Source organism: Prosthecobacter sp. GW821-HT29F12, from assembly GCF_058803405.1.
In genome coordinates this window covers 6720219-6732994 of sequence record NZ_CM179517.1, presented here as the reverse complement: position 1 = coordinate 6732994, position 12776 = coordinate 6720219, and the positions used below count along the sequence as shown (strand labels likewise).

Sequence of the window (12776 nt, the reverse complement as noted above, 5' to 3'; positions counted from 1 at the left end):
CGTGCCTGACGACACGCAAAAAGAGGTTCGTTCGCCCATGGATGCTTCAAACAGCGGCCGCTTTCACTTCCCGCAGTTTCTTTGCCATCTCCATGCGCGATCCAATTTCCCAGCAGCTCCAGGTGGTGATGTAGCTGACGAGGGACACCACCGCCCCGAGGATGATGCCGCCGACCAGCATGACCGGTGCATGCTCCTTGAGCACGATCCAGGCTTCAACCATGGACTCGGGCAGATGCTTGGGGAACGGCGAGGTGGGCACCGCAGTGTAGAAGGCCAGCACCCATTTGCCGATGGCGTATTCCAGCCACGCCATGAAGGGCACGGTGACCGGATTGCTCACCCAGCACAGGGCGATGGCGATCGGGATGTTCACCCGGAAAATGGCGGACAGAATGATGGCCGCCGGAGTTTGGATCGGCAGCAGCTGCAGGGTGATGAACATCCCCACGGCCATGCCTCCGGAAAGCGTGTGCTGCGTGGGCTTCCACACGCGTTTGTCGAGAAAGTGCCGTGCAAACCACCGCCGGGCCGGGCTTTGCCTCAGCTTGCGGGGATGTTTGAGAAAGCGGATGGTTTTGAACACCGAACGGCGAAACCAGCCCCGGGCGAGAGCGAGCATGATCAGTGTCCTCCCCCATTATAGACCCAGATCAGCAGCGCACTGCCAAGCGCGATGCGATACCAGGCAAAACCGTTGAACGTGTGCCCCTGTACAAAACGAATGAGCCATTTCACCACGATGAAGGCGGAGACGGCTGAAACCACCGTGCCGAGGACCACCATGCCCCAGTCTTCATTCCCAGCCTCACCATCCTTGATGGCTGAGAGGATTTTGAATGCACCCGCAGCCATCAAGGTGGGGATGCCCAGCAGGAAGGAAAACTCCGTGGCGGCAGGACGTGAAACGCCAAAAGCCAGCGCCATCAGAATGCTGGCCCCCGAACGCGAGGTCCCGGGAAAGACCGCCGCAAGCAGCTGCGCCAGCGCCACGGCCACGACAACCGCCCAAGTGATGTCCGCCGTACCCATCTTGTCCTTGTGCAAAAACTCCAAAATGAGGATGATGAACCCGCCGATCAACGTGGCCCAGGCCACGGGGGGAATGGTTTCCGGCAGCTTGACACCGAACTTCTTGATGATCAATCCACCGACGGCGGTGATGAAAAAAGACACAAACAGTTTCGCCAGATAAGTCCGTGTGGTGGCATCCCCCAGCGTGGTGGCCAGATGTTTCAGCCGCTGGGTGAAAACCGCCAGCACCGCCAGCACCGCACCGCTCTGGATCACCACATTGAACAAGTCGCTTTTCTGCGGCAGCCAGTGCAGATTTTGCGGGATGAGAAGGTGCCCGGTGGAGGAGATGGGAAGGAATTCGGTGACACCTTCAATGATGCCGAGGAGAATGATCGCAAGCCAGTCGGGCATGGCGGGAATGGAAAGAGGGGATGGTGGTAAAGAGGTTGGAACAATCAGGCGGGTGGCGCAGTTTGCAACTTCACTGAATGCATTGAACCTGATAATTCGCAGCAAGCCGCCATTCTCTTCCATCGCAATGGTTTTCAGGCTGGCCTTTGCAACGATTTCGACTACCATCTCCATCCCTTCGGCATGCCAGCCAGTGCCTTCCATTCCCCCATCTCGTTGTCCGCCCCCCGTTTTTCGTGGTGGCACGCGCTGATGTGTGTCTGTGCCGCGCTGCTCCTGACGGTGCCTGCCGCCGCCCAGTCCGGCTCCACGATTCGCGTGCGTCTGGCGGATGGCTTTGATTTTCCTGTGGGCAAGCCGGACGCTGACGGCTTTTACAAAGCACGCGGCTACTGGCCCAACGGTCATCTGGGTGAAGACTGGAACGGCCGCGGCGGCGGGGACACCGATCTCGGGGAGCCGATTTATTCCATTGGCCGTGGCGTGGTGATTTTCTCACAAAACATCGGCGTTGGCTGGGGTAACTGCATCTTGGTACGCCACATTTTCCGCGAGGCTGATGGCAAAGTCGCCATGGTGGACTCGCTCTACGGCCACCTGCATGAGCGCAAGGTCAAGCTCCATGACCTCGTCGAAAAAGGCCAGCTCGTCGGCACCATGGGCGGCAACAACGGCATGTACCCGGTGCACTTGCACCTGGAAGTACGCAAGAATCTGCAGATCGGCATGAACCGCTCCTCGTTTGCCCGTGATTCTTCCAACTACTACAGCCCGACGGCCTTTATCAACGCACGTCGCGTCCTGCCTTCAAGCATGCAGAAATACTCCGTGCCGGTGAACAATTTCGCCCCCTACGGTCGGGCGCTGGCGGACACCAACAGCGATGGTTCAAGCACCGCCAGTGTGGATGTGCCCGCCTTCAAAGGCAGCTCTGGCGCCGCCAAGGACGATTCCAAACAGGATGATGACTTCTGGTCACGCCTGAAAGCCAAAATGCGCAACGGCCAGACCACGAACGCCACCGACGAGAAACGCTGAGCAGGCCACGGCAGATAATAGCCCTTGATTCATCTCTAGCCGTGGTGGCATCTTTGCTGCTATTATAGGACATCTTACTCCCGGCCATGCAAATACCGCCCCGCTCCTCCCCTCCCCGATCCGTTTACGGCGGCAGTCTTGTGCCTGTTCTCATCGTCGTGGGCGCACTCGCGCTCAGCACGGCCATTTTCTTCCTGTTTACCAAAAAGAAAATCCAGGCCCAAAAGGACGCCGTGGCCGAAGCTCCTGGCTCCACCGACTCACCCGCCAGGTCAGCCGCTGAGGCCGCCAAGTCGGCTGCAGCGGCAATCCCTGCCAAGCCACCCATGGTGAAACCTTCGGAGCCTTCGAAGCCTGCACCTCCAGCCTTTGCTTTCGCCCGCCCGCTGGATCTGGGCAGGCAGCTGGTGCGCAGCCTCACCACGGGAGATTTTGCCACCGCTGGCAAGCTCGCTGCCGCCTCAGATGCGGAGCAGTCAAACAGCGCCGCCAAGCTCTTCGAAAAGCTCGCCTCCATGGGCTACAAGCCTGCAGCGGAGGATCAGGTGGAACTGCTCGGCCTTGTCGAAAATCGCACCCGCATCACCCTTCCCTTTGTCATGGCTGGCTCGCAGGAAACCCTGCGCATCCAGCTCGATCTGGAGCGTGACGAAAAAATGGGCTGGAAAATCGCCAAAGCCACCCTGCCCAAGGCCATGAGCAGTGCCATCGCCGCCATGCCAGCCACTTCCCCTACTGCGGCTCCTGCAGCCGCAGCCACACCTGGCACTTCGGCATCTAAAACGACCCCAGCCCCTGTCGCGTCCGCCTCCATGAAGCCGCTCTTCACCGTTGAGGACGGCACTGATGCGCTGGCCTTCGCCAGTGATTTCGTCCGCCACCTCCTGAAGCACGACTTCAATGCCGCACGCGCTTTTGTCGATGACAAAAAAGTCCCGGTCGAGCGCCTCCTCGGCCTCTGCATCGTCTTTGAAGAAGGCCAGTATTCCTTGAATCCGGCCAAGCCGCTCATCGTGACCATCGCCAACCCCGAGGTCTCCTGGGTCATTGCTCAGGTGCAGTCGGAGTCGCTCCAGCAAAACACCGAATTTGGCGTGGAACTCAAACGTGCGGACACCGCCCAGCCATGGAAAATCGTGGGACTCAATCTCTCCGACATCCTCGGCTCCTTCGCCAAAAGCGCCTCTAAGCTCGGCGTGCCCTACACGCCCATCGTGAAAAATCCCAAGGGCGGCGAATCACTCGCCCTCTACTTTGAATACGACCGCGCCGAACTTCACCCCCGTGCCCTCAAGCAGCTCGAAGTCATCGCCGCCCTGATGAAGGCGGACCCGTCCAAAAAACTCCGCATCGCCGGCCACACTGATGAAAAAGGCGAGGATGACTACAACATCCGTCTCTCACGTGGACGCGCAGAGTCGGTGAAGAAGCAGCTCGCCGCCCTCGGCGTGCCAGCCGGGCAGGTGGAAACCACCGGCCTCGGCAAAGCCCAGCCGCTCAGCCCGAACAAGAAATCCGACGGCACCGACGATCCCGAAGGCCGCAGCCACAACCGCCGCGCTGAGATCTACCTCGATTTCTGATTCTTTGCCGCGTCTTGCACCGTTGTCGCGTCCGCCTAGTCTGGCGTACGCATGAAGAAAAAGTCCCCACCCGCCCCGCCACCACCCGAATCATCGTGGAAGGCCGGGTTGTTCCTCGGTGGCATCGCCGCAGGCGTGGTGGCCTTGGTCGCATGGGCCTTATGGCCGCAGAAAAAGTACACCCCTCTGCCCGCCGCCCCCGTGGCGGTCTCCCTCGCAAAGGTTGAACCTTACGCGATGCCGGACGAAAAAAAGACTTTCGCCCAATACGCCGGCTCTCAAAGCTGCCGCGCATGCCACGCCGATCAGTTTACCAAATGGCAGGGTTCTCATCACGGCCTCGCGGAACGCAAACCCGATCCCAAACTCGACGACGCCGCTTTTGTCCCCACCCGCAGCTTCCAGCACGGCACACAGACCACTGAGGCACGCAAAAACGGCAGCGACTATGAACTGACCGCCCTAGGCTTCGGCAACAAAATCACCCCCTACCGCGTCGAACGCGTCATCGGCCACGATCCCCTGCGCCAGTTCCTCGTCGATGGTGGACATGGCCGCCTTCAAGCCATGGAAGCCTGCCTCGATCCGAAGAAAAACGAGTGGTTCAATGTCTATGGCAATGAAGACCGCAAGCCCGGCGAATGGGGCCACTGGACCGGTCGCGGCATGGTCTGGAACCAGATGTGCGCCTCCTGCCACAACACCCGCCTGCGCAAAAACTACGACGCCAAGACCGACGCCTACCGCACCACCATGGCCGAGATGTCCGTGAGCTGCGAATCCTGCCACGGCCCCATGAAGCCGCACAACACCTGGCAGCATGCCCATCCCGGCGCCAAAGGCGATCCCACCATCACCAAATTCACCCGCGACCAGCATATCGAAAACTGCGCCGGATGCCACGCCCTCCGCGGTGAGGTCACCGGTGATTTCGTCCCCGGCGAATCCTTCTGGGACCACTACCGCCTCACCATCACCGATCAAACCGACACCTTCTACCCCGACGGCCAGATCCGCGGAGAGGACTACGAGTTCAGCAGCTTTCTCAGCAGCCGCATGCACAACGCCGGCGTGCGCTGCATGGACTGCCATGACATGCACAGCATGAAGACCGTCCTGCCCGGCAACCAGCTCTGCATGCGCTGCCACACCCCCGGCGGCTTCCCCAACGCACCGCCCATCATGCCGGAGGCTCACAGCTTTCACCAGCCTGCCAGCACCGGCAATCAATGCGTGAACTGCCACATGCCCCAGACGGTTTACATGCAGCGCCACCCACGGCACGACCACGGCTTCACCATTCCCGACCCGCTGCTCACCAAGCAGTTCAACGTGCCCAACGCCTGCAACAAATGCCACACCGACAAAACCACCGACTGGGCGCTCGAAGCCACGAAAAAATGGTGGGGCCCCAAAATGGACCGCAAAACACGCACCCGCGCCACGCTCATCGCCCAGGCTCGCCAGGGGAATGAAGAGGCCCGCAGCGGACTCGTGGATCTGCTCAGCAGCGATGAAATCCCCCACTGGAAAGCCAGCGCCACACTGCTCCTGGACCGCTGGATCGACCAGCCTGCCGTGCAAACCGCCGTCGCCGCCCAGTTGCAGCACGCTCATCCGCTCGTGCGTGAAAGCGCCATCCGCACCCTGGAACCCGTCTTGCAAAGCGGCTCGATCCACTCGGCCATCGAGCCTCTGCTCAAGGACCCGGCACGCAGCGTTCGCGTCTCCGCCGCATGGGCTCTGCGCGAAGGACTGCACCTCGACTCCCCCGCCGGCCAGGACCTTCAGCACATGCTCAATTGGAACGCCGACCAGCCAAGCGGCCAGATGCAGCTCGCCCAGTTCGAGTTCGCCCGGCGCAATCTTTCCGCCGCCACCCAGCACATGGAAACCGCCATCAGCTGGGATCCAAACTCTCCCCCTTTTCATCACGATCTGGCCATGATGTACAGCACCACCGGCCAAACCCAGCTCGCCATCGCCAAACTGCGCGATGCCATCAAACTCGCTCCCAATCACGCCGAGTATCATTACGAACTCGGCCTCGCTCTCAGCGAGACGGGCGACATCCCGGCCGTGATTCAATCCTTGGAGGAAGCCACCCGTCTTGATCCCGGCCTGTCACGCGCTTGGTACAATCTCGGACTCGCCAAAAACGGCCAGGGGGACGTCCCCGGAGCCCTCGGCGCATTACAACGCGGCGAACTCGCCAATCCCCGCGATCCCGGCATCCCCTATGCCCGCGCCACCATTCTCGCACGGCAAAACCGCATCCCCGAAGCCATCGCCGCACTCGATCGCGCCTTGCGCATCTCCCCCGGCTACGCCGAAGCCCTGGAACTCCGCGCCGCTTTGACGAGGCGCTGATCAGCCATCCGCCTTCTTCCACTCCTCACCTTCCTCGTCGTCGTCATCGCCGCCGAAGCCGTCGTCATATTCATCCTCACTCTTGCCGGGTTCGAGGCCGGCGATGGTGTTGATGTCTTCATCGCTGAACTCCTCGATGTCGTCCTCATCATCATCTTCGTCCTCCTCCGCAGCCGCTTCAGCCGCCTGCTGCACCTCCAGCCCTTTCTTTTCGATCTGGGCCAGCGTGTCGCTCACATCCTCCACCGTGTCCCACACGGACTTCGCCACAAAAATCGGCGCGCTCTGCTGCACCGCCATGGCAATGCTGTCGCTCGGGCGCGCATCCAGTTCGATCACCTTGCGCGAGGTCTGCAGTTCGTTCTCCGCGGAGATGATGAGCCGCGCATGGAAGACGCTGCCATTGATGTTGTTGATCACCACGCGCTCCACCTTGGCGCCAAAGGCCAGCAGCAGATGCCCCACCAGATCATGAGTCAGCGGCCGCTCCTTGGAGACCCCCCGCATGAACATGGAAATCGCCGTCCCCACCGACTCGTCGATGTAGATCACGAAGACCTTCGTTTCATTGCCCAGGAAAACGGCAAAGCTGCCCTCCAGCGGCAGCACCGCTCTCACCTGCACTTCGATGACGTCCTTGTTCATTAACTCCAATTAAAAACCGCACGCAGCCCGATGGCAACACACACCGTGGGTTTTTGTGCGCCTAAACTGGAGCACCCCCGGCGATCTCCACAACCCCTCCGCCGAGTCCCATGGCCAGGAAACGTCGCGAAACCTCGACATACTTCAGCGCCAGCTTCGCATTCGCCTGCTGCTCCTCCAGAGACAGCGCACGCACCACCCGCGCGGGTGAGCCGACGACCAGCGAGCCTTCCGGAATGATCGTGTTTTTGGTCACCAAAGCTCCCGCCGCAATGATGCTGCGCGCTCCGATCTGCGCACCGTCCAGAATGATCGCCCCCATGCCCACCAGCACCTCATCCCCCACGGTGCAGGCATGCACCACGGCGCGGTGCCCCACCGTCACGCGATCCCCCAGCACGCACGCGCAGTCATCGCTCACATGCAGCACGCTGCCATCCTGCACATTGCTTTGCACACCCACCACGATGCGGTTGATGTCTCCCCTGAGGACCGAGCCATACCAGACGCTGGACTGCTCCCGCAATTCCACCGCACCCAGCACAATGGCTCCTTGGGCTATAAACACATCCGCAGCCACAGAAGGCCGTGATTCAGGAAGCAAGAATTTCTTTAATGGATCCATGGCAGGAAGAAAGATTTTATGATTGTGAAACGAATCGGAAAGCGCCATAAAAAGCGCCGCGCCACATGCATTCTGGAACGGTCTGACCTTCTATCCAACAACGAATCTCACCCACGCTCATGAACAAAGCTCAACTCATCGACGCAGTGCAGGAAATCCTTGGTGGCGACACCTCCAAGCGAGCCGCCTCTGAAGCTCTGGACGCTGTGCTGACCGCCATCACCAAAGGTGTGAAAAAGGGCCCCGTGCAGCTCATCGGCTTCGGCACCTTCAAGCCGGTGGACCGCAACGCACGCATGGGCCGCAATCCCAAGACCAAGGAGCCAGTCGAAATCAAAGCCTCCAAGACCGTGCGCTTCGTCGCATCCGCCGCTCTCAAGTCTTCACTCTAAGACAGGTCACTCACTTTCACCCGCGCTTCGTTCATGGAGCGCGGGTTTTTTGTGCCTCAGTCTTTCAGTTCCTGCTCCATGCGCTCACTCAGCCACTGCTTGATCATGCTCTGGTAGTTCAGGTAGCGGCGGCGGGCCACTCGCTTGATGCGGCTCAGCATGCGCGGGTCAAACCTCAGCGTGATCGTGGTGGACTCACGCACATCCGCGCGATGAATGGACGCCTGCATCAGGCGTGCGTCCAGCTGGTGCGCGGCCCAGAATTGTCCTTCGGCTTCGTCGCCATCAAATGCCGGCACATCTTTCCATGCTCGGACAGGCTTCAAATCGGCAGGTGCGGTTTCCATGATGGTGCTGGGTGGGTTCAGAGTTCTTCCGCCTTCTTGCGCTCGAAAAAGTCATGCTCCCCGGGAGTCATCAGCCGGGCGAAAATGACACGGTAGTGTTTGCCGTCGGTCCAAAACACACTGAACACCGACTTCCCCTGAAGTGATTTGCCCAGGTTGTAGTAACGAGCCTCCGCGCTCCCCTCCTGGCCGTCCGGCAGCAGCTTGATCGAGAACGGATCCTCAAACGACTCCTCAATATCCTTCGGAGGAAGGAGTGAGAGGTCAAACGCGGCGCCGATCCAGTCAAAGTCCATGGAGTTGTATTTACGAGATTATTTGCGGTATTCGATCAGTTCTATCTCATAACCCTCGGGAGCGTCAATGAAAGCAAATACACCGCTCGAGCTGGGAGTCGGCCCGTCCGAGAGCGGATAACCCAGAGCGGCGGCGTGTTTCGCGAACTCTTCAATGCTCTCCACCTCAAACGCCAGATGCGTCAGATCGCTGCAAAAGGTCACCGGCCCGCTGGCGGGAAAGCTGCAAATCTCAATGAGTTCGTCACTGTTCGGCGTCTGCAGAAAGACTAGTTCCGATCCGCGCGGCGACTTGTGGCGGCGCACTTCCTTCAGGCCGAGCACCTGCGTGTAAAAGTTGATCGTCTTTTCGAGATCGTTCACCCGGTAGCGGGTGTGGAGGAGTTTTTTGACCATGATGCACGGTTTATGCCACAGGCTGCAGGACGTGGCAAATGATCCTCCATGTAGAGGAAAGCTTGATGTGTCGGGCGACGTCTCCTAAATCCTCACACATGATTTCCATCGATCTCACAGGTAAAGTCGCCCTCATCACCGGCGCATCAAAGGGCATCGGCACGCAGGTGGCCCGCACCTTCCACCGCGCCGGCGCCACCGTCGTCATCAACCACCTCGGCACCCCCGGCACCACGGAAGGCGCTCAAGCCCTCGCCGATGAACTCAACCTCCTCCGCACAGACAGCGCCAGCATCATTCCTGCTGACGTCGCCAAACCCGAGCAGGTGCAGAGCATGATGGGAGACATCCAGGCACGTCATGGCGGCCTCGATTTCCTGGTGAACAATGCCGCCATCATCAAGGACCGCACCATCGCCAAGATGGGTCTCGATGAATGGGACGCCGTCATTGACGTGAACCTCTCCGGCGTGTTCTACTGCTGCAAATACGCCCTTGAGATCATGCGTGATGGCGGTGCCATCGTCAGCTTCGGCAGCATCGCCGCCATCCAAGGCTTCTTTGGCCAGGCCAACTACGCCGCCGCCAAGTCCGGCGTGCAGGCCATGATGCGCGTCCTCAGCCGTGAAGCCGCCCGCAAGCAGATCCGCGCCAACGCCATCGCCCCCGGTGTCATCGATACCGCCATGGCCGCCACCATTCCCGAAAACGTCCGCGCCGAGATGATCAAAAACGTCCCCCTCGCCCGCTTCGGCACCACCGAGGAAGTCGCCAATGTCGTCCTCTTCCTCTGCTCGCCGCTGGCATCCTATGTCACCGGTCAGACCATCGAAATCAACGGCGGCTGGAGAGGCTGAGTAAATACTCCAAAACAGCTCTCCCTCTCCCCGCCCCTGACCCACGACAACAACGCATATTTCTCTTCGGGGAGAGGGCCGGGGTGAGGGGACAACGGACGCCCTTCGCCAGCATGAAGAGGCCCTCCACATACCTCCCCTCCAAGGAATATAAAATCATTCAGATGCTCTAAAAACGTTTCCAATGCGCGCCCCAGCCATCCACGCCACAGCAGACGAAGCCATCGCCGCCATTCCCAGCGGTGCCACCGTGGCCGTCAGTGGTTTCGTCGGTGCCGGACATGCGGAAATGCTCACCTCCGCCTTGGAGCGGCGCTTCCTGCAAACCGGCACGCCAAACGACCTCACTCTCTACTACTGTGCAGGTCAGGGAGACCGGGCAGAGCGCGGCTTGAACCACCTCGCCCATCGCGGCTTGCTCAAACGCATCGTCGGCGGCCATTGGAATCTCGCGCCAAAGCTCGGGGCGCTGGCTCTGGCCAACGAAGTCGAGGCCTACAACCTGCCTCAGGGCGTCCTCTCCGTCCTCACCCGCGAGATCGCCGCCAAACGTCCCGGCTTGTTCACCCAGGTCGGGCTGAACACCTTCATCGACCCCATTCACAGCGGCGGCATGCTCAACGCACGCACCACCGAACCACTCGTGGAGCGCATCGAACTCGATGGCCAGATCTGGCTGCGCTACAAACCCATGCCCATCCATGTGGCCCTGATCCGCGCCACCTATGCCGATCCTCGCGGCAATCTCAGCATGGATCGCGAAGGCCTGATCAGCGAAGTGCTGCCGATGGCGCAGGCCGCGAAAAATCACGGCGGCATCGTCATCGCCCAAGTTGAAAAGATCGTCGACCAGCTGCCCGATCCCAAATCCGTACGCGTTCCCGGTCTGCTCGTTGATTACATCGTCACCTCGGGCGGCCAGCAGCATGATCAGACCTTTGGTGAAGTCTTCAAAGAAGACTTCGTCGTCACCAGCGACGGCACCTTCAGCCTTCCCCCGATGTCGGAATCCGAACGCAAACGCATCGGCGCGCGTGCGCTGCGCGAAGTGCGCAATGGCGACATCGTCAATCTCGGCATCGGCCTTCCCGAAGCCGTGGCCATGGTCGCTGCGGAAACCGGTCGCCTGAGTGAATTCACCCTCACGGTCGAAAGCGGCCCCACCGGCGGCGTGCCCGCCTCCGGCCTCAGCTTTGGCTGCAGCCACTTTCCAGAAGCCATCATCGACCAGCCTTCCCAGTTCGACTTCTACGATGGCGGCGGACTCGACATCGGCGTGCTCGGCGCCGTCGAAATCGATGCCGAAGGCAATGTGAACGTCGCCAGCTTTGCAGACCGTTTCGCCGGCGTCGGCGGTTTCGTCAACATCGCCCAGTGCGCACGCCGCCTCGTGTTTTGCTGCACCTTCAAAGCGAAGGAGAATGCGAAATTCGTGAATCACATCCAGCACGTCTGCTTCCACGGCCCCTCCGCCATCGCCCGCGGCCAGCAGGTGCTTTACGTGACCGAACGCGCCGTGTTCGAACTCACCCCGCGCGGCCTCCGCCTCATAGAAATCGCCGCTGGACTCGATCTGCAACGCGACGTGCTCGATCACATGCAGTTCAAACCCCTGCTCGCCGAAACCATCTCCATCATCCCATGAAGCCCGTTTATATCATCGACGCCAAGCGCACCCCCATCGGCCGTTTTGGCGGTGGCTTGAAAGCCCTCACCGCAGCAGAACTCGGACACGCTCTCGGAGATGCCATGCTTCCACAGGAACTGCGCGCCCACATTCAGCAGGTCATCCTCGGCCAGGTTCTTCAGGCAGGCAGTGGCATGAACGTGGCACGTCAGATCGGGCTCAAGCTCGGCCTGCCGCAGGAAGTGCCCGCCTATACCGTCAACATGGCCTGCGGCTCCTCCCTCAAAGCCGTCGCGCTCGCCGCCGATGCCATCCGCAGTGGCGAAAACGATCTCGTGCTCGCCGGCGGCGTTGAAATGATGAGCCGCGCCCCGCATTACGCCACGGATCTGCGCTGGGGCAAAAAGCTCGGCGATTCTTCCATGCAGGACGCCATGTTCGTCGATGGCCTCACCGATCCCCTTCTCAAAATAGGCATGGGCGAAACCGCTGAACGCATCGCCGACAAACACAGCATCACCCGCGCCGAGCAGGATGCCTTCTCCGCACTCAGCCAGAGCCGTGTCGCCGCCAGTCGCGCCACCTTGAGCCGCGAGATCATTCCCGCCGGCGATTTGACCGAAGACGAGCATCCGCGCGCCGACACCACGGTCGATTCCCTATCAAAGCTAAAGCCAGCCTTCCGCAAAGACGGCACCGTCACCGCCGGCAATGCCTCGGGTATTAATGATGGCGCTGCTTTGGCCCTGCTAGCCAGCGAGGACGCCGTCTCACTCCACGGTCTGAAACCCCGCGCACGCATCATCGCCAGCGCCGCTGTCGGCTGTGATCCCGCCTTGATGGGCCTCGGCCCCGTGGGTGCCATCCGTAAAGTCTGCGCCCAGACCGGCTGGAGCCTCGGTGAAGTCGATGCCATCGAAATCAACGAAGCCTTCGCCGCCCAGGCGCTCGGCTGCATCAAGGAGCTCAATATCGACCCAGCGAAGCTCAATCCACGCGGAGGCGCCATCGCTCTCGGCCACCCCATCGGTGCCAGCGGCGCCCGTGTGCTGGTCACCCTTCTGCACTATCTCGAAGATCACGGCCTGCGCCGCGGCATCGCCAGCCTCTGCATCGGCGGCGGCATGGGCATTGCCATGGCCATCGAACGCTAAGCCCTCTGAGATTATTCT

14 protein-coding genes are annotated in these 12776 nt (G+C 60.7%); 7 read left to right on the top strand and 7 right to left on the bottom strand.

The genetic code is table 11. The features are described 5' to 3' along the window. Positions 1 to 46: 46 nt before the first annotated feature. Both AC3RLQ_RS27850 and AC3RLQ_RS27845 read right to left on the bottom strand, forming a co-directional pair. A complete protein-coding gene (locus AC3RLQ_RS27850) occupies positions 47 to 622 on the bottom strand; it encodes a DUF2062 domain-containing protein (protein ID WP_493031894.1) in 576 nt (191 codons plus the stop codon). 2 nt (positions 623 to 624) lie between these two features. Next, on the bottom strand, positions 625 to 1428 hold the full coding sequence (locus AC3RLQ_RS27845) for an undecaprenyl-diphosphate phosphatase (protein WP_493031893.1): 804 nt from the start codon (positions 1426 to 1428) through the stop codon (positions 625 to 627). Positions 1429 to 1611: 183 nt separating this feature from the next. On the opposite strand from AC3RLQ_RS27845, the gene AC3RLQ_RS27840 reads away from it, so the two are divergent. The 3 genes from AC3RLQ_RS27840 to AC3RLQ_RS27830 all read left to right on the top strand — a co-directional run bounded on the left by AC3RLQ_RS27840 (position 1612) and on the right by AC3RLQ_RS27830 (position 6419). Then, positions 1612 to 2466, top strand: a complete 855-nt coding sequence (locus tag AC3RLQ_RS27840; RefSeq protein ID WP_493031892.1) for a M23 family metallopeptidase — start codon at positions 1612 to 1614, stop codon at positions 2464 to 2466. A gap of 86 nt (positions 2467 to 2552) precedes the next feature. Next, complete coding sequence (locus AC3RLQ_RS27835) at positions 2553 to 4049, top strand: OmpA family protein (RefSeq protein WP_493031891.1); 1497 nt, start codon at positions 2553 to 2555, stop codon at positions 4047 to 4049. Between the two features lie 51 nt (positions 4050 to 4100). Further along, a complete protein-coding gene (locus tag AC3RLQ_RS27830; protein WP_493031890.1) occupies positions 4101 to 6419 on the top strand; it encodes a tetratricopeptide repeat protein in 2319 nt (772 codons plus the stop codon). Here the strand turns inward: AC3RLQ_RS27830 and AC3RLQ_RS27825 are convergent, their stop codons facing one another. Both AC3RLQ_RS27825 and AC3RLQ_RS27820 read right to left on the bottom strand, forming a co-directional pair. After that, complete coding sequence (locus AC3RLQ_RS27825) at positions 6420 to 7064, bottom strand: bifunctional nuclease family protein (RefSeq protein ID WP_493031889.1); 645 nt, start codon at positions 7062 to 7064, stop codon at positions 6420 to 6422. A 61-nt stretch (positions 7065 to 7125) separates the two neighbouring features. Next, a complete protein-coding gene (locus AC3RLQ_RS27820; RefSeq protein WP_493031888.1) occupies positions 7126 to 7632 on the bottom strand; it encodes a gamma carbonic anhydrase family protein in 507 nt (168 codons plus the stop codon). Positions 7633 to 7808: 176 nt separating this feature from the next. Between AC3RLQ_RS27820 and AC3RLQ_RS27815 the strand changes: the two genes are divergently transcribed. Then, complete coding sequence (locus AC3RLQ_RS27815) at positions 7809 to 8081, top strand: HU family DNA-binding protein (protein WP_422318416.1); 273 nt, start codon at positions 7809 to 7811, stop codon at positions 8079 to 8081. Positions 8082 to 8137: 56 nt separating this feature from the next. Here AC3RLQ_RS27815 and AC3RLQ_RS27810 read toward each other — a convergent pair whose 3' ends face one another. The 3 genes from AC3RLQ_RS27810 to AC3RLQ_RS27800 are packed head-to-tail and all read right to left on the bottom strand — an operon-like array spanning position 8138 to position 9120. Beyond that, entirely contained in the window at positions 8138 to 8428 is a 291-nt protein-coding gene (locus AC3RLQ_RS27810; RefSeq protein WP_487687494.1) for a CopG family antitoxin, read from the bottom strand. Positions 8429 to 8445: 17 nt separating this feature from the next. Then, positions 8446 to 8724: a BrnT family toxin gene (locus AC3RLQ_RS27805; RefSeq protein WP_422318420.1), complete on the bottom strand. Its 279-nt coding sequence runs from the start codon at positions 8722 to 8724 to the stop codon at positions 8446 to 8448. A gap of 18 nt (positions 8725 to 8742) precedes the next feature. Continuing rightward, positions 8743 to 9120 carry a VOC family protein gene (locus tag AC3RLQ_RS27800; RefSeq protein WP_397380537.1) on the bottom strand — a complete coding sequence of 126 codons (378 nt, stop codon included), beginning with the start codon at positions 9118 to 9120 and terminating at the stop codon, positions 8743 to 8745. Between the two features lie 98 nt (positions 9121 to 9218). On the opposite strand from AC3RLQ_RS27800, the gene AC3RLQ_RS27795 reads away from it, so the two are divergent. The 3 genes from AC3RLQ_RS27795 (at position 9219) to AC3RLQ_RS27785 (ending at position 12758) form a co-directional block, all read left to right on the top strand. Then, positions 9219 to 9977 carry an SDR family oxidoreductase gene (locus tag AC3RLQ_RS27795; RefSeq protein ID WP_493031887.1) on the top strand — a complete coding sequence of 253 codons (759 nt, stop codon included), beginning with the start codon at positions 9219 to 9221 and terminating at the stop codon, positions 9975 to 9977. A gap of 184 nt (positions 9978 to 10161) precedes the next feature. After that, positions 10162 to 11622: an acyl CoA:acetate/3-ketoacid CoA transferase gene (locus AC3RLQ_RS27790; RefSeq protein ID WP_493031886.1), complete on the top strand. Its 1461-nt coding sequence runs from the start codon at positions 10162 to 10164 to the stop codon at positions 11620 to 11622. Then, the gene (locus AC3RLQ_RS27785) at positions 11619 to 12758 is read left to right on the top strand and encodes a thiolase family protein (RefSeq protein ID WP_493031885.1); all 1140 of its coding nucleotides are present in this window, start codon (positions 11619 to 11621) and stop codon (positions 12756 to 12758) included. Before AC3RLQ_RS27790 ends, AC3RLQ_RS27785 begins: the two co-directional genes overlap by 4 nt. The last annotated feature ends 18 nt before the right edge of the window (positions 12759 to 12776 follow it).

Bases quoted from the DNA above. Each gene is read 5' to 3' on its own strand.
- AC3RLQ_RS27850 (WP_493031894.1), bottom strand. From the start codon at position 622: ATGCTCGCTCTCGCCCGGGGCTGGTTTCGCCGTTCGGTGTTCAAAACC.
- AC3RLQ_RS27845 (WP_493031893.1), bottom strand. From the start codon at position 1,428: ATGCCCGACTGGCTTGCGATCATTCTCCTCGGCATCATTGAAGGTGTC.
- AC3RLQ_RS27840 (WP_493031892.1), top strand. From the start codon at position 1,612: ATGCCAGCCAGTGCCTTCCATTCCCCCATCTCGTTGTCCGCCCCCCGT.
- AC3RLQ_RS27835 (WP_493031891.1), top strand. From the start codon at position 2,553: ATGCAAATACCGCCCCGCTCCTCCCCTCCCCGATCCGTTTACGGCGGC.
- AC3RLQ_RS27830 (WP_493031890.1), top strand. From the start codon at position 4,101: ATGAAGAAAAAGTCCCCACCCGCCCCGCCACCACCCGAATCATCGTGG.
- AC3RLQ_RS27825 (WP_493031889.1), bottom strand. From the start codon at position 7,064: ATGAACAAGGACGTCATCGAAGTGCAGGTGAGAGCGGTGCTGCCGCTG.
- AC3RLQ_RS27815 (WP_422318416.1), top strand. From the start codon at position 7,809: ATGAACAAAGCTCAACTCATCGACGCAGTGCAGGAAATCCTTGGTGGC.
- AC3RLQ_RS27810 (WP_487687494.1), bottom strand. From the start codon at position 8,428: ATGGAAACCGCACCTGCCGATTTGAAGCCTGTCCGAGCATGGAAAGAT.
- AC3RLQ_RS27805 (WP_422318420.1), bottom strand. From the start codon at position 8,724: ATGGACTTTGACTGGATCGGCGCCGCGTTTGACCTCTCACTCCTTCCT.
- AC3RLQ_RS27800 (WP_397380537.1), bottom strand. From the start codon at position 9,120: ATGGTCAAAAAACTCCTCCACACCCGCTACCGGGTGAACGATCTCGAA.
- AC3RLQ_RS27795 (WP_493031887.1), top strand. From the start codon at position 9,219: ATGATTTCCATCGATCTCACAGGTAAAGTCGCCCTCATCACCGGCGCA.
- AC3RLQ_RS27790 (WP_493031886.1), top strand. From the start codon at position 10,162: ATGCGCGCCCCAGCCATCCACGCCACAGCAGACGAAGCCATCGCCGCC.
- AC3RLQ_RS27785 (WP_493031885.1), top strand. From the start codon at position 11,619: ATGAAGCCCGTTTATATCATCGACGCCAAGCGCACCCCCATCGGCCGT.